Source organism: Streptomyces sp. NPDC007983 (genome assembly GCF_042958345.1).
Taxonomy (GTDB): Bacteria; Actinomycetota; Actinomycetes; order Streptomycetales; family Streptomycetaceae; genus Streptomyces.
This window is the reverse complement of record NZ_JBIBJI010000001.1, coordinates 1-18494: the sequence shown is the minus strand read 5'-3', so window position 1 is coordinate 18494 and position 18494 is coordinate 1. Positions and strand designations below refer to the sequence as shown.

The window sequence follows — 18494 nt, the reverse complement described above, 5'->3', positions numbered from 1 at the left end:
CTATCGTGGCGGGTCGAACATGCGCGCCATGCGTGGGGAAGCAGGCCGCCGTGGAGCGGGAGGGGAGTGCGGTGTCGGACGTAGGGCGGCTGATTGCCGGACGGTACCGGCTGGCGGAGCAGATCGGCCGCGGCGGCATGGGTACGGTCTGGCGCGCCGAGGACGAGCTGCTGGACCGTCAGGTCGCCGTCAAGCAGCTGCACGTCTCGCCGCACCTCAGCGAGGAAGAACTGACGACGATGCACGAGCGTACCCGCCGCGAGGCGCGGAGCGCGGCCCGCATCGCGCACCCCAACGTGGTCGTGGTCCACGACGTCGTGGACGACGGGGGGCTGCCGTGCATCGTCATGGAGTACGTGCCCTCCACGACCCTGGGCGATCTGCTCAAGGAGGGCGGAACGCTCTCCCCCGAGGAGACCGCCCGCATCGGCCGCGGCATGGTCGCCGCCCTGCGCGCCGCCCACGAGGCGGGCGTGCTGCACCGCGACGTCAAGCCCGGCAACGTGCTGCTCGGCGCCAACGGCCGGGTCGTCCTCACGGACTTCGGCATCGCCATGGCCACCGGCACCTCCACGCTCACCAAGACCGGCGAGGTCGTCGGCTCCATCGACTACATCGCCCCGGAGCGGGTGCGCGGCCGCAAGCCCGGCCCGGCGTCCGACCTGTGGGCGCTGGGCGCGACGCTCTATCAGGCGGTCGAGGGCCGGGCCCCGTTCCGTAAGCCGACGCCGATCGAGACCGGGTACGCGATCGCCGTGGACCCCCTGGAGCCGCCGAAGCGCGCGGGTGCGCTGGGCCCGCTGATCGAGGCGCTGCTGGCGAAGGAGCCGGAGCAGCGGCCGTCGGCGGAGCAGACGGAACGGGCGCTGCGCGGCCCGGCGTCGGAGCCCTCGACGACGGTGTATCCGGTACAGGGCGACCAGACGACCACGACGACCATGGTCCTGACGACGGCCCGGACCCCGGCCCCGCCGCCGGAGCCGCCACGGCAGCAGGACCCCACCCCGCCGACGCCCGTCCCCGCCCCCGTCTTTTCCCCCGCCCCGCCGCCCAAGGGCCCCCGCAAGGCCCGGTGGACCGCCGTCGGGACGGCGCTGGCGGTCGTGGTGGTGGCGGGCGGTGTCTACGTGTGGAAGACGGGCGACGGCACCCCGTCCGCCTCCGGCGCGTCCCCCGGTGCCTCGTCCTCCCCCTCGCCGTCGTTCACCCCGTCCCCCGTCCCCGAGGGCTACCGCATGGTCAAGGGCCTCGGGGTCTCCTTCCCCGTCCCCGACGACTGGCAGCCCGACTCCGACTCGGACGGAAAGCTCGACGGCACCCAGGAGGTCCGCTACCTCGACCCCACCAAGATGGTCCAGCTGTCGGTCAACGTCCTGGACTTCGCGTCCAACGACCAGGTCAAGCACTTCGAGGACGTCGAAGCCAAACTGAAGCCCACCGTCATCGCGTACGAGCGGACCCGCTTGCAGGAGACCACCTACCGCGGCATGCCGGCGGCGATCTGGGAGTTCCGGTTCAAGGGCCGCGCCCGCTGGTTCCGGGCGATCGACCTGGGCTTCGGCAACGAGGGCGACAAGGAGTACGCGATCTACCTGAGCGCGCCGGAAGACCAGTGGAGCCAGTACCGCCCGGTCTTCGACAAGGTCCGCGACGGCATGCACCTCCCCTGACCCGGGCACACCCAGGTCGGCCCTCCGCCCCGGGGCGCGGCCGGCAGCCCCAGATGCCCGACACCCAGCCCCTCCGGTGCCCGAGGAGCGGGGGTGTGGGGGGCGGGAGCCCCCACGCGGGGCCCGGGGCGGAGACGCCCCACAACCCAGCCCCTCCGGCGTTTGAGGAGCGGGGCCCGGGGCAGCGCCCCCCACGCGGCGGAGCCGCATATCCGGTGCCGCGGGAAGGGGCGGGGCGGGGAACAAGCCCGCCGCAGGCGCCGCGCAGTCCCCGCTCCGGGGACGATCAGGGTCGACCCTGATGTCCGGAACGCGGGGGTCGTGTGACGATCGGAGCATGACCGCCGCCGCACCCCCGACCACCCCCGTCGAGCCACCCCCGCGCAAGCTGTACCGCAGCGCCGAGGGCCGGCTGCTCGGCGGCGTGGCGCGGGGGCTCGCCGGGCACCTGGGACTGCCGGTCGCCTGGGTCCGCATCGGCTTCGTCGCGCTGATCATGGCGGAGGGCTTCGGCACCCTCCTCTACGCGCTGTTCTGGTTCATCGTCCCCCTCGGCGTCGGCGGCGTGGAGGAGACGACCACCCGCCCGCTCACCACCGTCGGCCCCGACGGCCGGCGCCGGATCCTGCCCCGCAGGCCGGAGCGCGGCCAGATCATCGCCCTGGTCGCGCTCTTCATCGGCATGGGCATCTTCGTCCAGGGCGTTCAGCTGGGCCGCGCCAACACCTACATCTGGCCGCTGCTCCTCGTAGGGGCGGGCGTCGCCCTGTTCTGGCGGCAGGCCGACAACGCCCGCCGCGCCCAGTGGGTGGAGCTGAGCCGCAGCAAGCGGGTGCTGCCGCTGGCCCGGGCGGGGGCGGGCGTGGTGCTGGTCGGCGCGGGGGTGACCGGCATCCTCGTCCTGCAGGGCTCGGCCCGGCACCTGGGCGCCGTCCTCCAGGCCTCGCTCGCCGTGCTCGTCGGCATCGCGCTGCTGGCGGGCCCGTACGTGGTCCGCATGACGCAGGACCTCTCCGAGGAGCGCCTGATGCGCATCCGAGCCCAGGAGCGGGCCGAGGTCGCGGCGCACGTCCACGACTCCGTGCTGCACACCCTCACCCTGATCCAGCGCAGCGCCGAGGACCCGCGCGAAGTGGCCCGGCTGGCCCGCGCCCAGGAGCGGGAGCTGCGCGCCTGGCTGTACAAGCCGGAGGGCACCGGCAAGGACGAGGCGGACGAACCGGACACCCTCGCCGAGGCGGTCAAGGCGACGGCGGCGGAGGTCGAGGACCACCACGGCGTCCCGATCGAGGTCGTGGTGGTCGGCGACTGCCCGCTGGACGAGAGGCTGGCCGCCCAGATGCAGGCCGCACGCGAGGCGATGGTGAACGCCGCCAAGTACGGTGGCGACGGCGGGGCGGTCCAGGTGTTCGCCGAAGTCGAGGGCGCCACGATCTTCATATCGGTACGCGACCGCGGCCCGGGCTTCGACCTGGACGCGGTACCGGACGACCGCATGGGCGTCCGTGAGTCGATCATCGGCAGAATGCAGCGCAACGGCGGCACGGCCAGGCTGAGGTCCGCGCCCGACGGGGGCACGGTAGTGGAGCTGGAGATGGAGAGGGCGGCGACGACATGACCGAGGCAACGGGCGGCGCGGGGGCGGCGGGCGGTACGGGCGGTACGGACGCGACGGGGGAGCAGCGCCGGGTCCGCGTCGTCCTCGTCGACGACCACCGCATGTTCCGCACCGGCGTCCAGGCCGAGATCGGCGAGACGGCCCGTACCGGGGTCGAGGTGGTCGGCGAGGCGGCCGACGTCGACCAGGCCGTCACCGTGATCACCGCGACCCGCCCCGAGGTGGTCCTGCTCGACGTCCACCTCCCCGGCGGCGGCGGGGTCGAGGTGCTGCGCCGCAGCGCCGCGCTGATGGCGGCCACGGAGCGCCCGGTGCGCTTCCTCGCCCTCTCCGTCTCGGACGCCGCCGAGGACGTCATCGGCGTCATCCGCGGCGGCGCCCGTGGCTACGTCACCAAGACGATCACCGGCACCGACCTGGTCGACGCGATCTTCCGCGTCTCCGAGGGCGACGCGGTGTTCTCCCCGCGCCTCGCCGGTTTCGTCCTCGACGCCTTCGCCTCCACCGACGCCCCGCCCGTCGACGAGGACATGGACCGCCTCACCCAGCGCGAGCGCGAGGTGCTGCGCCTGATCGCGCGCGGCTACGCGTACAAGGAGATCGCCAAGCAGCTGTTCATCTCGGTGAAGACGGTGGAGAGCCACGTCTCGGCGGTCCTGCGCAAGCTGCAGCTCTCCAACCGCCACGAACTCACCCGCTGGGCGACGGCCCGCCGCCTGGTCTGAGCATCAGCCGACCAGGTGCGCGGCGATCGCGGGCAGCAACCCCTCGCGGCACGCCTCGGCGTCGTCCGCCGCCCAGCAGACGTAGCCGTCGGGACGCAGGAGCAACGCCCCCGCACCCAGATCGGTGGCGCACTTGGCGCGTACGAGGTCGACGCGTCCCGGCAGCGTCACGTCGTCGGGGACGACCCCGCCCAGGTCCAGCAGCACGGCGTGCCCCGCGCCGAACAGGGCCGACAGCCGGGTGGGACCGGCGTCGGTGCGGAGGTCGGCGTCCGGGACCCGCTGCCCGGCGAGGGGGTGCGCACCGCGTACGTCGTAGCGCAGGGCCAGGCCGGAGATCAGCCCCGTCAGGTAGCGGTTGGTGTCCGGTAGCCGCATCAGGTCGATGAAGATGTCCCGCAGGGCCGCCACGTCCTCGCTCGGGTCCGGGTCCGCCAGCACCCGCTGGGCGGCGGTGTGGTGCAGCACCCTGGCCGCGACCGGGTGCCGCTCGGCGTGGTAGCTGTCCAGCAGCCCGGCCGGCGCCCGGCCCTGCACGGTCGCGGCGAGCTTCCAGCCCAGGTTGAACGCGTCCTGCACGCCGAGGTTCAGGCCCTGGGCACCGAGCGCCGGGTGGATGTGCGCGGCGTCCCCGGCGAAGAGCACCCGGCCTTCCCGGTACCGCTCGACCTGCCGGGTCGCGTCGCTGAATCGTGAGGAGTTGTCCACCCCGCCGAGCACCGTCTCCTCGCCGTAGACGGCCCGCAGCGCGGCGGCGATCTCGTCCTCGCCGACGGGGGTGTCCCGGGTGGGTCCCGCCTGGTCTTCGCGCCCGTCGTGCCCGAAGGTGAGCCGGTAGCGGTCGTCGCCGAGCGGGATGAGCATGGCCCAGTAGCCGTTCGCCCGGCGCGTCAGCGTGCTGATGTGCCCCCGCTCGCGCGGCACCAGGGCCGATACGGCCGACAGCCGGATGTCGGCGAGGACCGCCAGATACGTCCCGGGCCGCCCCGGGAACGGCATCCCGAGCTTCTTGCGCACCGTGCTGCGCCCCCCGTCGCACGCCACCACATACCGCGCCCGGACCCGGAGCCCGCCGTCCGCCGTGACGGTCACGCCGTCGTCGTCCGGCTCGACGGCCGTCACGGCGGCGTCCCGCCGCACCCGCGCCCCGAGGGCGGTGGCCCGCTCCTCCAGCACCTCTTCGATCTCCCACTGCGGGAGCATGACCGGGGACGGATGCCGCGTGTCCCACGGCCCGCAGTCCAGCGGCACCGGCAGCAGCGCGAAGTTCGCACCGACCGGAGGGCCGTCGAACGCCCGCTTCCGCATCGCTTCCAGCAGCCCGCGCGACTCCAGCAGTTCGGCGGTACGGGCATGGATCGCGCCGCCCTTCGTCTGCTGGTTGCGGCTGGGCAGCTTCTCCAGCACCAAGGTCTCCACCCCGGCCAGCGCCAGCTCGTACGCGAGCGTCAGCCCGGTCGGCCCGGCCCCCACGACCACGACATCGGTCTCGATCTCGTTCATCCCACGCTCCCCTTCGTGTTCCTGCACTCGGTAAATAAGTACACCAAGTGCAGAACTATTCCAAGTGCAGTTCGGTGCGGTAACGTGGGCATGGTGACGACCGAGAGTCAACCCGGCCTGCGTGAACGCAAGAAGCAGCGGACCCGAGACGCGATCTCGGACGCCGCGATCGGCCTCTTCCTCGAATGCGGCTACCACGAGGTCTCCGTCGCCCAGATCGCCGAGGCCGCCGAGGTCTCCAAGCGCACGTTGTTCACGTACTTCCCGACCAAGGAAGACCTCGTGGTGCACCGCATGGCCGACCACGAGGCCGAGGCGGCCCGGGTCGTACGGGCCCGCCCCGCGCACACCGCCCCGCTGGCCGCCCTGCGCGACCACTTCCTCGACGGCCTGCGCCGCCGCGACCCGATCACCGGCATGAACGACCACCCCGACGTCTGCGCGCTCAGCCAGCTGATCTTCGGGACCCCGGCCCTGACCGACCGCATGCAGCGCTTCAAGGCGGGCGGCGAACGCGCCCTCGCCGAGGCCCTGCGCGACACCACGGACGCGCCGGACCTCACCGCCCGCCTGGCCGCCGTCCAGATCATCGCCGTGCAGTGGGCGCTGTCCACGGACAACTTCCAGCGCCTGGTGGCCGGCGAGACCGCCGACGAGCGCTACCCGGGTGCTGTGCGCGACGCCGAGCACGCCTTCGACTTGCTGGCGAACGGCCTCGCGGCGCTCACGTAGGCGCTACGTGGCCGCGATCAGCTTCAGCTCGAACCACACCGTCTTCCCGATCCCGCACGCGCGCGGATGCGCGTCCCACGCGTCCGCGAGCGCCGCGATCAGCGCCAGCCCCCGCCCCGACTCGTCGTCCGGCGTCGCCTGACGGGGCTGAGGCATCACCTCGCTCGCGTCCGACACCTCGACGCGCAGTTTCTCGTCACGCATCACGCAGCGTGCGCGGACCTCCCGGCCAGGGGAAACGCGGGCGTGGCGGCAGGCGTTCGTCACCAGCTCGCTCAGCAGCAGCACGGCGACCTCGGCCTGTGTGTCCGGGATCTGCCACGTACGAGCCTGCTCACGCAGCAGCGCCCGCGCCCGGCCGACGCTGCGGGGGTGGCGGGGGAGCCGCCATTCGATGTCCATCGGAAGTGGGGGAGTTGGTGCATTCATGTCCGGAATGCTGCTGGTCAGGCGTACCGTGCCGCAGTAACGACGTCGGTACGCAGCGTATGCGTACCGCAGGTGCCTCATGGGAGAGAGGGCGCGATGAGTGTCATGGAGGGTGGTTCGCAGTCGCCGATGTCCTGGCGGTATTGCGGAAACCAGATCAAACTGTGGCGCATGCAGGCCGGGGTGAGCCGCGAGGAGCTGGGCAAAGAGGCCAACTACGAGTACGAGACGGTGAAGTCGATGGAGCAGGGGCGGCGCAAGCCCGCGCTGAGGCTGCTCCAGGTGGCGGACCAGATGTTCGGGGCGCGGGGGCTGCTGCTGGCGGGTCAGGAGTACCTGAAGCCGGACAAGTTCGCGTCGTACTCGCAGGATTTCATGCGGTATGAGACCGAGGCAATCGCCGTCTCTTCGTACCAGCCGCTGCTGATCCCGGGGCTGCTTCAGACGAAGGAGTACGCGGATGTGCTGATCGGCGATCATCTGCCGCCGCTTGACGACGAAACCATCGAAGCGCGGGTTGCGGCTCGACTGGAGCGGCAGTCGTTGCTGGACAAGCAGACCAGGGCGTTCAGCTTCGTGATCGGTGAGGCTGCTCTACGCCCTATCGCGGGCGCGGAGGCTCACAAGCGCCAGCTTCAGCGCTTGCTGGAAGTAGGTGAGCGGCGGAACGTGACCATCCAGGTCCTGACGTTCGAAGGCGCTCACCCTGGGCTCTTTGGTCCGTTCGTTCTGCTGGAGACGCCAGAGCACGAGCATCTCGTATACGAGGAGGGCCAGATCACGGGCGTGTTGTCCGCGGACCCGACGAAGGTCAGCGTGATTTCGCAGCGCCATGCCATGATCCTTCGGCAGGCCCTCAGCCCGGAGGAGTCGGCGCGGTACATCAGAAACCTGTTGGAGGAACTGTGAGCGACAAGCTCGTGTGGTTCAAGTCCAGCTACAGCAACAGCGAGGGTGGCGAGTGCGTCGAGGTCGCCCTCTCCTGGCGTAAGTCGACCTACAGCAACAGTGAAGGCGGCGCCTGCGTAGAGGTCGCCGCCTGCCCGCAGACCATCCACGTCCGGGACTCGAAACACACCTCCGGGCCCCAACTGACCCTCGCCCCGGACGCCTGGGCGGAGTTCATAGCCTTCGCCGTCAGCCCCGCTTGAGCGCTACGCCGCCGTACATCGCGACCTCCTCGTCCCGGACACCCTCCGTGGCGGCGTCGGGGCGCCAGTGGTGGAGCAGGGTCACGCCGGGGTCGATCAGTTCCAGGTCGTCGAAGAACCGCTCGGCCTCGGCCTTGTCCCTGATCCGGAGGGGGATACCGCGCTCGTTGTACTCGCGGCCGACCCCCGCGACCTCCTCGGGGGCCGTGTCGCCGGTGAAGACGGTGATGGCCAACGCGCTGCCCGGCGCCAGTTCCGCCATCAACCGCCGCACCAGACCCTGCGGATCGTCCTCGTCCATGACGAAGTGCAGGATCGAGATCAGGGACAGCGCGACCGGCTGCTCCAGGTCGAGGGTCTTGCCCAGGGCATCCGCGCCGAGGATGGAGTCGAGGTCGCGGATGTCCGCGTCGATGTACTCGGTACGTCCCTCGGGGGTGCTCGTCATCAGGTGGCGGGCGTGGGTGAGGACGATGGGGTCGTTGTCGACGTACACGACCCGAGCGTCGGGGGCGGTCTCCTGCGCGACCTCGTGCAGATTCGGCGGGGTCGGGATGCCGGTGCCGATGTCCAGGAACTGGCGTATGCCGTGCTCCCGCACCAGATGACGGACCGACCGGTGCATGAAGTGGCGGGCCTGCTTCATGGACGTCGGCAGACTGGGCCAGGCCCGCGCCGAGGCGTCACCGGCGGCGCGGTCGGGCGCGTAGTTGGTCTTGCCGCCCATGAGGTAGTCGTAGACGCGAGCGGAGTGCGGCACATCGGTACGGAGATCGACAGGCGGCTGGGCGAACTCCGACTTCGATGACATCCAGTCTGTTCCTGACATCTTCATGCGCCCCGATCGTCAATCTGCGGCAATCAGCTGACCAGTTGCGGTCACCAGTCATCGTAGGCGGCGCTGAGCTTCGGGCGCCGAGACCTATGCGCATTTATCTAAGGAACGGTGCTCGGGCACAACCCGCTCACCATTCGTAGAACTCTGACGTCAAGAGAGGACAGCATGGCGAACAGTGCCCTTCTGGTGATGGACGTCCAACAGTCCATCGTCGACATCGCCGAGGCCGACGCCGCATACCTCGCGCGGCTGGCCCGCGCCGCCGACGCGGCCCGGTCGGCCGGCATCCCCGTGATCTACGTCGTCATCGGCCTACGCCCCGGCGGCCCGGAAGTGAGCACCCGCAACAAGGCGTTGAGCGCCGTCGTACGGGACGGCCTGTTCGCCGAGGGAGACCCGGGTACGGAGATCCACCCCGACGTCGCGCCCCGGCAGGGCGACATCGTGGTCACCAAGAGGCGCGCCAGTGCCTTCTCGGGCAGCGACCTCGATCTGGTGCTCAGGGCCCGGGGCATCGACAGTCTCGTACTCACCGGCATTGCCACCGGTGCCGTCGTGCTCGCCACGCTGTACCAAGCCGCCGACCTGGACTTCGGCCTCACCGTCCTGGCGGACGGCTGCCTGGATACCGACCCGGATGTGCACCGATTCCTCATCGAGAAGCTCTTCCCGCGCCAGGCGGACGTCACCACCATCGACGACTGGTGCCGGACCCTCGAGCCGTAGCGCCGAGGCGCTGAGCTTCGGGCGCCGGGATCTGAGCGCTTTATCCAAGGAACGGGTGGGTTGAACAACCCACCCACCCTCCCTATGCACATAATGTGACCGGCTTGCCACGCACGGTGGTATCGGTCTAGCGTTCGCGGCAACAAGCAAACGGCCCCGGCGGTGCGCCAACACCAATCCGGGGCCTGACCTACAAGATCGAAGAGGACTCGATCCGTGGCTTCAGCCGACTTTAGCGTTGCCCCGCACGCCTCCGCACACCCCCTGGCCAACCCCGGCTACGGCAAGCGGAGCGCACCCGGCCAATCCCCTCGTCGCGCCGACGACTTCGCACATCTGCCCAAGCGTGAGGCGTCGATCGCCGCGTACATCGACCGGCTGCCGGACGGTGCCGCGATGGACGCCAAGACGCTCGCCAAGTGCCTCCCCGACTACGGCCAGATGGCCTGCGCCACCGCCCTGCGGCGGCTGTCGGAGGCCGGTCATCTGCGGCGCGTCCGTGAGCACCACATCACGGAGGACGGGGCGCGCTGGGTGACCCGTACGTTCTTCTCGCGGACGGCGCGCGGGGAGGAGTGGTGGGAGGCGTTCGTACGCGGCGACGACGCCCCGGGATCCCGCCCCGCCGCCGTGCGCACGACCCCCGCCGCCCCCTCCAGGGCCCCCGCGTACGACGCCCTCGCGTCCCTGGGGCGTACGGACCCCCGCATGACCCTGTCGGCCGCCGACTGCGCCAAGCTCGCACCCCTCGCCGCGGCTTGGCTGGCGCGCGACGACGACCCGGCCCGCCTCGTCCAGGCGCTGACGGCCGGCCTGCCTGTGCAGGTGCACAGCCCGGCGGCGCTGGCCCGTACCCGGCTGGAGACCAAGCTGCCGCCCGAGCCCGTCCCGGAACCGGAACCGCGTGCGGAGATCACGATCAGCCGCCTCCTGGAGTGCACCGACTGCGGCCGCCCCGGCCCACCCGCCGCCCTCCCCGGCGGCCTCTGCCGCCCCTGCCGGGGCGAGACGGCGCCCGTGCCGCCGGGCGGCATCGATGTTCACGGCTGGGCCGAGCGGCTGCGAGCCGCCGCCCGCGACGCGAAAGGATGACCGACTGACCTTGCGGGACGCGCCGCCCGATGCCGGGGCACCATGCGGGCGAGGAGGCGAACCCATGACCCCTGGCACCACCGACCGGCCGCAGATGAGCATCGAGGAGTTCGAGCAGCTCGCCCGCACGGCGCCGGAAACCGTCACGCTCGAATTCATCAGCGGAAAGCTAGAGGTCAAGCCCGCGCCGGACGGGGATCACGACGACATCATCATGTGGCTCGTCGAGAAGTGCATGCAGCAGCGCCCGGACTTGTGGCTGTACCGGGAGCGGGGGCTGAAGACGGAGAGCTACCGCAAGGGCCGTGCGCGTCCGGACGGCACACTGGCGCCCCGCAAGCACTTCGCGGGCCATGGAGAGTGGTCGGACCCCAAGGGCGTCCTGATGGCCGTCGAGGTCACCTCGAACGACGCGGACACGGACCAGCGCGACCGCCTGGACAAGCGTGACGGTTACGCGGCCGCCGGTATCCCGGTGTATCTCCTCATCGACCGGGACGACTGCACGGTCACCGTGCACTGCGAGCCGGAGGACGGGAAGTACCGGAGCCTCACGACGCGCCCGTACGGTGCGGTGATCAAGATTCCCGACCCGATCGGCATCACCTTGGAGACGGAAGAGCTCGAGGACTACGCCTCGTAGAGCGGCGATCCGGGAGGGGCGGACGCGGTCCCGGACTGTCGCCCCGCGAGGCGGTCTATATACCCCCTGGGGGTACTTGTCGGGTCGCGGGCGGCGGGTTAACCTGTCGTCAGATGCATACCCCACCGGGGTATCTGGGGAAGGGGAAACAGTGATGAACGAGACGAACTGGCACCTCAAGGGCGAGTGGTTCGACGTCTGCAGCTGCTCGATGCCCTGCCCTTGCACCTTCGCGCAGGCTCCGACGAACGGCTCCTGCCTGTTCACGCTCGTATGGCAGATCCATGAAGGGCACTTCGGGGATCTGCGCCTTGACGGCCTGGGCGTCGTGGCGCTCGGCGAGTTCGCCGGGAACATGTGGGTCGACGACCCTGACGCCACGATGACGGCGATGTTCTACATCGACGCGAAGGGGACGCCCGCACAGCGGGATGCCCTGGAGGAGATCTTCCGCGGCAACGCCGGGGGGTGGCCGGGCACCTTCGGTTCACTGATCAGCGACGTGCGCAGCGTGCAATACGCCCCGATTCACTTCGATGCCGCGTCGGATCTCGCGTACTGGCGGGCGACCGTGTCCGACAAGGTGAGCGTGGGCGCCACGGCGCTGACCGGCCCGACCTCGGACCCCAAGCGCCGGGTGCAGTTGATCAACGCCCCCGGGGCGGAGGTGGGGCCCGGCCAGGTCGCGACATGGGGTGTGGTGAGTGCGGACCACGCCGAAGGCTTCGACTTCTCCCGCGAGTACCGTGGCGGGTCCAGCAAGCACTTCCCGTTCGACTGGCGGCCGGACGCATAACGGCCCGCACTGCCTGACGCACCCTCAGCACGCTCTCCGGCCCCTGGCCGCCTTGCAGGCGGCCAGGGGTCAGCTGCGCCCGCAGGGTATGCACGGGCCTAGCGAGGGCGCCGCGCAGCGGGCCGGGTGCCGTGGCAGCCGCGTGGCCATGGCCCGAACTCGGTGGACCTGGGCGCGTAACCCTTGCTGCGCGTAGTCACGATTCATACGATCTGTAGCGATCGAGGTGGGGGTGGAGGCTCTATGGCTGGTCCGTGGGAGGCCGATCCGTCCGCGTTATTCGCGCGGCGTTTGGGCAAGTCGGCCAAGGAGCTGGGCACGACGCAAGACGAGGACGGCTGTCCCGACATTTGGGAGCTGGACAACGGCGACATCGCCATCGTCGGCCGGGATCTCACGGACGCCTATACATCGCACCTGCCCGCAGACGTGACCATCAGGTCGGACGAACGCCTCGTGATCATCCCAGGGGCCATGCTCCGCTCGGCGAAGCCGGACATCGCCGATGTATGACCGGAGCGTGCTTGAGCTGCACCCGTCCCAGGGAGACCGGCTGGCCATCGCCGACTACCGGAGCGACTTCCGGCTGCCTCGCGGCGCGATCCGCGATGTGGACTGCTGGAAGTTCGAGCGGCAGCAGGCTTTCGTGGACAAGGGCGACAGCTGGGATGCGTTGTGCCAGGGCCGCTGGGAGGAGTCACTGCGACTCCTTGAGGAGAAGCGGGCGAGCCTTCTTGAGGGCGTCCGTCAGGATCGCGAGAGCAATACCGTATTCCACCGCGTCCGGGTCGTCGAAGAGCCACTGACCCCCTATCTGCGGTGGGAGTTGCACGCGCTGCGCGTACAGGCCGAGGCGGGCAAGAAGATCCGCGTCGTCGGCCCCGGAGAGTGGAGCGTGCTGGAGGCGGACGGCCCGCTGCCCGAGGTGGTCGTGGTCGGTGGACGGGTCCTCTACCAGGTCCTCTACAACGAGGCAGACGTCCTGGACGGTGCCATCCGATTCCGCGACCCTGAGTTGATCAAGTGCTGGGAGGGTTTCATCGCGGAGCTGTACGAGGGCGGGGAGGACGTGCTGTCCTACGTCGAGCGTCGTGTAGCACACCTTCCTCCCCCGCGGATGAAAGCGGAGTAGGGCGATCAGCAAGGACGGCGTTGGCGAGGGACGCGCGGGAGGCACGGACAACGATCTGTCCGGCGCCGCCCGCGATGTCATACAGGCCGGCGCCATCAGCGGGGGAGTCCACTTCCACAACGGCCCGGCACCGGGCGGCGGCCCCGCGACCGTCGTTCCGCGACAACTGCCCGCCGACGTCAGGGGCTTCGTCAACCGCACGGGCGAGCTGCACCGCCTCGACGCGATTCTGGCCGCAGGGGATGACGGCGATGCGGTCGTCGTCGCGTTATGCGTTGTCGCGGGGACGGCGGGCGCGGGGAAGACGTCACTGGCCCTGCGCTGGGCGCACCAGGTGAAAGCGCGCTTCCCCGATGGTCAGCTCTACGTCAACCTGCGGGGTTACGACCCGGGCGAGCCGGTCACCGCGCAGGAGGCGCTGCACCGGTTCCTCACCGGGCTCGGCGTTCCCGCGAACGCGGTTCCGGTGAACACCGAGTCGGCCGCCGCGCTGTTCCGTTCTCTGCCGGCCGACCGCCGGATCCTCATCGTCCTGGACAACGCCGCGACCGCCGCCCAGGTGCGGCCCCTGCTGCCCGGTCACTCCGCTGTCTCGTCATCGTCACCAGCCGTGGGCGGCTGTCCGGGCTCTCCGTACGGGACGGGGCGCACCGCATCACCCTCGGTACCCTCCCCGAACCGGAAGCCGTGGCCCTCCTGCGGGCCGTGACCTCCGGCTACCGGTCCGAGGACGACGCGGAGAAGCTGGCCGAACTCGCCCGGCTCTGCGCTCGCCTGCCCCTGGCGCTGCGTATCGCGGCGGAGCGCGCCGCGTGCCATCCGCATATGCGGCTGGACGAGCTGATCGCCGATCTGCGGGACGAGTCGGGGCTGTGGGACGCGCTGAGCACGGGGGACGAGCAGGACGCCGACACCGTGCGCTCCGTCTTCGCCTGGTCCTATCGGGCACTGTCCCCGGACGCGGCGTGCCTCTTCCGGCTGCTCGGCCTGCATCCGGGGCCCGAGTTCGGCGTCGAGGCCGTCGCCGCTCTCGCCGGAATCAGCGTGCGGAAGGCCCGGCAGGCCTTGGACGTTCTGGTCGGCGCGCATCTGCTGGAACAGACGGCCCCGGACCGCTTCGAATTCCACGATCTGCTCCGGGCGTACGCGACGGACCAGGCCCGGCTGGAGGAGACGCCCGACAGCCGTACCGCCGCACTGCGGCGTGTCCTCGACTGGTATCTGCACACCGCCGACGCCGTACAGGGCTGGATGGCGCCCGCCCGGGACCGTCTCGCGCTCGACCCGGCGGACGAGCAGGTCGCCCCGCTGTCCTTCGCCGACCACGGCCAGGCTGTCGACTGGACCGAACGCGAACGGAAGAACCTCCTCGCCGCCGTGCGTGCCGCTGAGCAGGCCGGACTCGACCGGTACGCCTGGCAGTTGGCAGCCGTGCTCTGGAGCGCTCGGGCGCCGTCCGCTCCCGTCGCGGAATGGCTGACGGCGGGGGAGATCGGTCTGGGAGCCGTACGACGGCTCGGCGACCGCGCCGGGGAAGCCGGGCTCCTGCAGAGTTTGGGCTTCACCTACCGTCAGCTCGGTCGCCTCATGGACAGTGGGGACACACACCAGGAGGCGCTGACTATCCGGCGCGAGCTGGGCGACGCGCGGGGCGAGGCCGCCGCGCTGAACGCGCTGGGCCTGATCGCGCTCCGTACGAGGCGGCTGGACGACGCCGAGGGCCATTTCGCGCACGCGTTGGACCTGTTCCGGGACCTCGGCGCCGAGCATTGGGAAGCCGTGACGCGCGGCAACCTGGCGACGGGGCACCTTGAGGCGGGACGACTCACAGAAGCGGCGGACCAACTCGATCAGGCCCTGGCCGTCCACCGCAGGACGGGGAACAAGCGCAGCGCGGGCGACGCCCTGCGGCTTCGGAGCGCGGTGCTTCGCGAACGCGGGGAGCCGGATGAGGCCGTTCAAGCGGCGCAGGACGCCGTGGACATCGCCCTGGAGCTACGCGATCGCGTGGCGGAAGGCTACTGGCTACTCTACCTGGGCGACGCACAGCAAGCCGCTGGCCGGTTCGCCCGAAGCTCTGACCTCGTACCAGCGATCCGCCGCCCTGCACCGCCGGCTCGGCGACCGGGGCCGCGAAGCCCTCGCCTGGCAGGGCACCGGCGAGACGTACCAGCGCCTTGACCGCCATGCCGAGGCCGCCGCCTTCCACCGCCGGGCCGCCGCCGTGCAGCGGGATCTCGGCGACGCGTGGCAGCAGGCCATCGCGCTCGACGGCCTCGCCGCCTCGCTGGGCGCCGGGGAGGGCGATGCGGCAGCCGCCCATCGGCACTGGGCCGACGCCCTGCGCCTCCTGGACGGCTACCGCGACGGGCGTGCGGTGAGGATGCGGGAGCGCATCGAGGGGCGGCTGGCGCCCGGCCGCTGATCCCGTGCTTGAGAGGGGTGCGGTTACGCGCTCAGCCCCAACTGGCCGAGCACCTCGGCGACCTCCGCGCGGGCCTCGGCATCCAGGCCCCGGAGGGGGAGGGGGAGGCCGCAGGCGGCCGCGGCGGCGACCACGCGGAGGGAGCCGTACCGGGTGAAGAGGTCCCACAGCGGCTGGAGGCGCTGGGACTCGGCCCGGGCCCGGTCGGCGTCGCCGGACCGGGCGGCGCGGGTGATGGCCAGGGCCGGTTCGGGGAAGGTGCCCCCGAGCACCGAATACCAGGCGTCGCACCCGGCGTTCAGCCCGGTCGCGGCGAGGGCGTCGCCGCTCACGCCCACGGTCACGGTGTCGGGCAGGAGGTGTCGTAGCCGCTGGACGCGGGCGTGGGCGGCCGGGGGGTCGGCCGGGACGCCGGGGATCTTGATGGACGTCACGTGCGGCAGCGTGGCCACCCGTGCGTACAGCTCGTCGGTGAAGGTGAAGTGGGTCGTGCCGGGGTTGTCGTAGACCACCAGAGGGACGGAGAGGTGCGCCGAGACGTCCTCGTAGAGGCCGAATACGTCGTCGTCGGTCAGGCGTTGGTACGACATGGGGGCGAGCAGCACGCCGGCCGCGCCCGCGTTCTGCGCGTCCTCGGCGGCCTCCAGGACGTGGCGGGTGCGCAGGGCGCCGATGCCCACGATGACGGGGGTTCCGTCGGCGTGTTCGACGGCGATGCGGGCCGCGCGGGCCCGCTCCTCGCGGGTGAGGTAGGCGTACGAGCCCGTGGAGCCCAGCGCTCCGATCGAGTCGACCCCGGCGGCGGCGAGGCGGTGGACGAGGGTGGCGTAGGACTTCTCGTCGATGGCGTCGTCGGTGATCGGGGTGAGGGGGAAGGCGCTCAGACCGGTGAACATGGACTACTCCTGCTCCGTCGGAGGGGTGGCGCGCAGCCAGGTCAGCACCTGGTCGGCATGCTCGTTCGGCGGGAAGACCGGGTAGAAGACGTGCTCGATCATGCCGTCGCGGATGATCAGCGTCAGGCGTTTGTAGAGGGTCAGCCCGCTGACCTCGAACGTCGGCAGGTCCAGGGTGTGGGCCAGGCTGTGCGTCGGGTCGGAGAGCATGTCGAACGGCAGGCGGAGGCGTTCGACGACCTCGCGCTGATAGTCGGTGTCCTGGCTGGACAGGCCGAACACCCGGACCGCGCCTGCCTCCAGCAGCTCCCGGTAGTGGTCGCGGAAGCCGCAGGTCTCGGGGGTGCAGCCACGGGCGCCGGGGATCGCGTCCCACCCCTCGGGCAGGTCGGTGCCCGGTCGGCCGGTGAGCGGGTAGATGTAGAGCACCGTACGGCCCGGGACCGGCGCGTCGAGCCGGACCGTCGTGTCCGCGGTGCTGCGCAGCTCCAGGGGCGGCACGGTCTTGCCGGGCAGATGGGCGGCCGCGCCGTCGTCCTCGGGGACGGGCAGGTCGGCGGGCAGGCTCAGGTAGTCGTTCATCGGGGCCACTCCTTCGTCGGACGCTTCGGGCGCTTCGGACGCTTCGGGCGGGGCGAGGCGGCTGTTGCGGTGGGCGGCCTGCTGGAGGTGCCCGATCAGCGCCGTACGGCGGGCCGTGAGTCCCGCGATGCGCTGCGTCAGCTCGTCGATCGCCTGCCGGTACTCGGCCAGCGACGACGGGCAGTCGTCGACGTGCTGGTGGCCGACCGCCAGGCAGTCCAGGAACGGCCGGGTGCGCTCCACGGGAAGCCCGAGACCGCTGAGTGCCCGGATCTCCCGTACGAGCCGTACGTCGTGCTCGCCGTAGTCCCGATAGCCGTTGGCCAGCCGTACGGGCGTCAGCAGCCCCAGCGACTCGTAGTAGCGCACCGCTTTGGTCGTCACACCCGCCCGGCGGGCCAGCTCACCGATCCGCATGTCTCTCACCTCGACGAACGCTAAACCTTGCCCCTGAGGGTAAGGTCAAGCCCCATCGAGCCGGTCATGGGCGCTTGACCCTGACACCGTGTGAGGCCGTGGACTGAGAGACATCATGTTCACCATCGGAGATTTCGCCCGGCACGGGCGGGTGTCGGTCCGGATGCTGCGCCACTACGACGCGACCGGACTGCTGCACCCCGCCCGCGTCGACCCCGCCACCGGCTACCGGTACTACACCGCCGCCCAGCTCGCCCGTCTCAACCGCATCATCGCCCTCAAAGACCTCGGCTTCACCCTCTCGCAGGTCCGGGAGATCCTGGAGGAGAAGGTCACCACCGAGGAACTGCGGACCATGCTGCGGGTGCGGCGGGCCGACCTGGAGGCCGCGATGACGGCCGCGGCGGCCCGGCTGGTGCGGGTCGAGGCGAGGCTCCGGTCCATCGAGAGCGAGGGACAGATGTCGTCCAACGAAGTCGCGGTGAAGAGCCTGCCGGGCGTGCGCGTCGCCGAACTGACCGGCGTGGCGACCGGATTCGACGCCATCGGACCGGTCATCCAGCCGCTGTACGCCGAACTGCTCCCGCGCCTGGCGGCGGCGGGGATCACGCCGACCGGGCCCGGGGTCGCCTACTACGAGGACGCGCCGGAGGGCGGTGTCCTCATCCACGCCGGGATCGAGGTCGCGGCCCCGGTGGGGGAGGACGACGGCCTGCGGGTCGTGGACCTGCCGCCGGTCGAGCAGGCGGCGACGATCGTCCACCGGGGTTCGATGGAGACGGTCCTGCCGACCATCCAGACCTTGGGCCGCTGGATCGAGGCCAACGGCTACCGGTCGGCCGGATACCCCCGGGAGATCTACCTGGAGTGCCCGGAGAACCGCGACGAGTGGGTGACGGAACTCCAGGAGCCGATCACGGCTGGGTGAGCCCCGTACTCTCTCGGGTCGCCTTATGCCGCTCGACCGGCCGTGGGGGGGCCCGCCCCCCCCCCCCCCGCCCCCCCCCCCCGCGGCCCCCCCCCCCCGGGCCCCCCCCCGCCGCCCCCCGGGCGGCGCCCGCCGCCCCCCGCGGCGCTCGCCGCGAACTCCTCGGGGGCCCACTCCAGCTACCCCGGCCG

Annotated in this window: 21 protein-coding genes; 16 read left to right on the top strand and 5 right to left on the bottom strand. The window is 71.3% G+C overall.

What is annotated here, in order from left to right; genetic code table 11:
* The first annotated feature begins 71 nt into the window (after positions 1-71).
* The 3 genes from ACFZCY_RS00105 to ACFZCY_RS00095 all read left to right on the top strand — a co-directional run bounded on the left by ACFZCY_RS00105 (position 72) and on the right by ACFZCY_RS00095 (position 4013).
* The gene (locus ACFZCY_RS00105; protein ID WP_391168158.1) at positions 72-1670 is read left to right on the top strand and encodes a protein kinase; all 1599 of its coding nucleotides are present in this window, start codon (positions 72-74) and stop codon (positions 1668-1670) included.
* Between the two features lie 337 nt (positions 1671-2007).
* Positions 2008-3288, top strand: coding sequence for a PspC domain-containing protein (locus ACFZCY_RS00100; protein WP_391168157.1), 1281 nt, complete (start codon positions 2008-2010; stop codon positions 3286-3288).
* On the top strand, positions 3285-4013 hold the full coding sequence (locus tag ACFZCY_RS00095; protein ID WP_391168156.1) for a LuxR C-terminal-related transcriptional regulator: 729 nt from the start codon (positions 3285-3287) through the stop codon (positions 4011-4013). Before ACFZCY_RS00100 ends, ACFZCY_RS00095 begins: the two co-directional genes overlap by 4 nt.
* A 3-nt stretch (positions 4014-4016) precedes the next feature.
* Here the strand turns inward: ACFZCY_RS00095 and ACFZCY_RS00090 are convergent, their stop codons facing one another.
* Positions 4017-5516 carry an FAD-dependent oxidoreductase gene (locus ACFZCY_RS00090; RefSeq protein WP_391168155.1) on the bottom strand — a complete coding sequence of 500 codons (1500 nt, stop codon included), beginning with the start codon at positions 5514-5516 and terminating at the stop codon, positions 4017-4019.
* Between the two features lie 93 nt (positions 5517-5609).
* On the opposite strand from ACFZCY_RS00090, the gene ACFZCY_RS00085 reads away from it, so the two are divergent.
* The gene (locus ACFZCY_RS00085) at positions 5610-6248 is read left to right on the top strand and encodes a TetR family transcriptional regulator (RefSeq protein WP_391168154.1); all 639 of its coding nucleotides are present in this window, start codon (positions 5610-5612) and stop codon (positions 6246-6248) included.
* 3 nt (positions 6249-6251) lie between these two features.
* Here the strand turns inward: ACFZCY_RS00085 and ACFZCY_RS00080 are convergent, their stop codons facing one another.
* Positions 6252-6677, bottom strand: coding sequence for an ATP-binding protein (locus tag ACFZCY_RS00080; protein ID WP_391168153.1), 426 nt, complete (start codon positions 6675-6677; stop codon positions 6252-6254).
* Positions 6678-6773: 96 nt separating this feature from the next.
* Between ACFZCY_RS00080 and ACFZCY_RS00075 the strand changes: the two genes are divergently transcribed.
* On the top strand, positions 6774-7586 hold the full coding sequence (locus tag ACFZCY_RS00075) for a Scr1 family TA system antitoxin-like transcriptional regulator (RefSeq protein ID WP_391168152.1): 813 nt from the start codon (positions 6774-6776) through the stop codon (positions 7584-7586).
* Positions 7583-7828 (top strand): DUF397 domain-containing protein, encoded by a 246-nt coding sequence (locus ACFZCY_RS00070; protein ID WP_391168151.1) that lies wholly within the window; start codon positions 7583-7585, stop codon positions 7826-7828. The genes ACFZCY_RS00075 and ACFZCY_RS00070 overlap by 4 nt, the downstream gene beginning before the upstream one ends.
* On the opposite strand, the gene ACFZCY_RS00065 is transcribed toward ACFZCY_RS00070, so the two are convergent.
* Positions 7815-8639, bottom strand: coding sequence for an SAM-dependent methyltransferase (locus ACFZCY_RS00065; protein WP_391168150.1), 825 nt, complete (start codon positions 8637-8639; stop codon positions 7815-7817). The genes ACFZCY_RS00070 and ACFZCY_RS00065 overlap by 14 nt on opposite strands.
* A gap of 192 nt (positions 8640-8831) precedes the next feature.
* Between ACFZCY_RS00065 and ACFZCY_RS00060 the strand changes: the two genes are divergently transcribed.
* The 9 genes from ACFZCY_RS00060 to ACFZCY_RS00020 all read left to right on the top strand — a co-directional run bounded on the left by ACFZCY_RS00060 (position 8832) and on the right by ACFZCY_RS00020 (position 15480).
* Positions 8832-9392, top strand: a complete 561-nt coding sequence (locus ACFZCY_RS00060) for an isochorismatase family protein (RefSeq protein ID WP_391168148.1) — start codon at positions 8832-8834, stop codon at positions 9390-9392.
* A 216-nt stretch (positions 9393-9608) separates the two neighbouring features.
* Positions 9609-10484: a hypothetical protein gene (locus tag ACFZCY_RS00055; protein WP_391168147.1), complete on the top strand. Its 876-nt coding sequence runs from the start codon at positions 9609-9611 to the stop codon at positions 10482-10484.
* Between the two features lie 64 nt (positions 10485-10548).
* Complete coding sequence (locus ACFZCY_RS00050) at positions 10549-11127, top strand: Uma2 family endonuclease (RefSeq protein WP_391168146.1); 579 nt, start codon at positions 10549-10551, stop codon at positions 11125-11127.
* A 154-nt stretch (positions 11128-11281) separates the two neighbouring features.
* Positions 11282-11923, top strand: a complete 642-nt coding sequence (locus tag ACFZCY_RS00045) for a DUF1326 domain-containing protein (RefSeq protein WP_391168145.1) — start codon at positions 11282-11284, stop codon at positions 11921-11923.
* 243 nt (positions 11924-12166) lie between these two features.
* The gene (locus ACFZCY_RS00040; RefSeq protein ID WP_391168144.1) at positions 12167-12436 is read left to right on the top strand and encodes a hypothetical protein; all 270 of its coding nucleotides are present in this window, start codon (positions 12167-12169) and stop codon (positions 12434-12436) included.
* A 7-nt stretch (positions 12437-12443) separates the two neighbouring features.
* Positions 12444-13055, top strand: a complete 612-nt coding sequence (locus ACFZCY_RS00035; protein ID WP_391168142.1) for a DUF6879 family protein — start codon at positions 12444-12446, stop codon at positions 13053-13055.
* A gap of 334 nt (positions 13056-13389) precedes the next feature.
* On the top strand, positions 13390-13764 hold the full coding sequence (locus tag ACFZCY_RS00030; protein WP_391168141.1) for a hypothetical protein: 375 nt from the start codon (positions 13390-13392) through the stop codon (positions 13762-13764).
* Positions 13761-15236, top strand: a complete 1476-nt coding sequence (locus ACFZCY_RS00025) for a tetratricopeptide repeat protein (protein WP_391168139.1) — start codon at positions 13761-13763, stop codon at positions 15234-15236. The genes ACFZCY_RS00030 and ACFZCY_RS00025 overlap by 4 nt, the downstream gene beginning before the upstream one ends.
* 43 nt (positions 15237-15279) lie before the next feature.
* Positions 15280-15480, top strand: a complete 201-nt coding sequence (locus tag ACFZCY_RS00020) for a hypothetical protein (RefSeq protein WP_391168137.1) — start codon at positions 15280-15282, stop codon at positions 15478-15480.
* A gap of 23 nt (positions 15481-15503) precedes the next feature.
* Here the strand turns inward: ACFZCY_RS00020 and ACFZCY_RS00015 are convergent, their stop codons facing one another.
* Together ACFZCY_RS00015 and ACFZCY_RS00010 are read right to left on the bottom strand one after the other, a co-directional pair.
* On the bottom strand, positions 15504-16376 hold the full coding sequence (locus ACFZCY_RS00015; RefSeq protein ID WP_391168135.1) for a dihydrodipicolinate synthase family protein: 873 nt from the start codon (positions 16374-16376) through the stop codon (positions 15504-15506).
* 3 nt (positions 16377-16379) lie between these two features.
* Positions 16380-17375 carry a MerR family transcriptional regulator gene (locus ACFZCY_RS00010; protein WP_391168133.1) on the bottom strand — a complete coding sequence of 332 codons (996 nt, stop codon included), beginning with the start codon at positions 17373-17375 and terminating at the stop codon, positions 16380-16382.
* A gap of 115 nt (positions 17376-17490) precedes the next feature.
* On the opposite strand from ACFZCY_RS00010, the gene ACFZCY_RS00005 reads away from it, so the two are divergent.
* Entirely contained in the window at positions 17491-18303 is an 813-nt protein-coding gene (locus ACFZCY_RS00005) for a MerR family transcriptional regulator (protein ID WP_391168131.1), read from the top strand.
* Positions 18304-18494 lie beyond the last annotated feature (191 nt).

What these genes read in the sequence shown, in the direction of transcription:
- ACFZCY_RS00015 (WP_391168135.1), bottom strand. Translation starts at nt 16,376, where the DNA reads ATGTTCACCGGTCTGAGCGCCTTCCCCCTCACCCCGATCACCGACGAC.
- ACFZCY_RS00010 (WP_391168133.1), bottom strand. Translation starts at nt 17,375, where the DNA reads ATGCGGATCGGTGAGCTGGCCCGCCGGGCGGGTGTGACGACCAAAGCG.
- ACFZCY_RS00080 (WP_391168153.1), bottom strand. Translation starts at nt 6,677, where the DNA reads ATGAATGCACCAACTCCCCCACTTCCGATGGACATCGAATGGCGGCTC.
- ACFZCY_RS00005 (WP_391168131.1), top strand. Translation starts at nt 17,491, where the DNA reads ATGTTCACCATCGGAGATTTCGCCCGGCACGGGCGGGTGTCGGTCCGG.
- ACFZCY_RS00065 (WP_391168150.1), bottom strand. Translation starts at nt 8,639, where the DNA reads ATGTCATCGAAGTCGGAGTTCGCCCAGCCGCCTGTCGATCTCCGTACC.
- ACFZCY_RS00095 (WP_391168156.1), top strand. Translation starts at nt 3,285, where the DNA reads ATGACCGAGGCAACGGGCGGCGCGGGGGCGGCGGGCGGTACGGGCGGT.
- ACFZCY_RS00045 (WP_391168145.1), top strand. Translation starts at nt 11,282, where the DNA reads ATGAACGAGACGAACTGGCACCTCAAGGGCGAGTGGTTCGACGTCTGC.
- ACFZCY_RS00040 (WP_391168144.1), top strand. Translation starts at nt 12,167, where the DNA reads ATGGCTGGTCCGTGGGAGGCCGATCCGTCCGCGTTATTCGCGCGGCGT.
- ACFZCY_RS00100 (WP_391168157.1), top strand. Translation starts at nt 2,008, where the DNA reads ATGACCGCCGCCGCACCCCCGACCACCCCCGTCGAGCCACCCCCGCGC.
- ACFZCY_RS00060 (WP_391168148.1), top strand. Translation starts at nt 8,832, where the DNA reads ATGGCGAACAGTGCCCTTCTGGTGATGGACGTCCAACAGTCCATCGTC.
- ACFZCY_RS00050 (WP_391168146.1), top strand. Translation starts at nt 10,549, where the DNA reads ATGACCCCTGGCACCACCGACCGGCCGCAGATGAGCATCGAGGAGTTC.
- ACFZCY_RS00090 (WP_391168155.1), bottom strand. Translation starts at nt 5,516, where the DNA reads ATGAACGAGATCGAGACCGATGTCGTGGTCGTGGGGGCCGGGCCGACC.
- ACFZCY_RS00075 (WP_391168152.1), top strand. Translation starts at nt 6,774, where the DNA reads ATGAGTGTCATGGAGGGTGGTTCGCAGTCGCCGATGTCCTGGCGGTAT.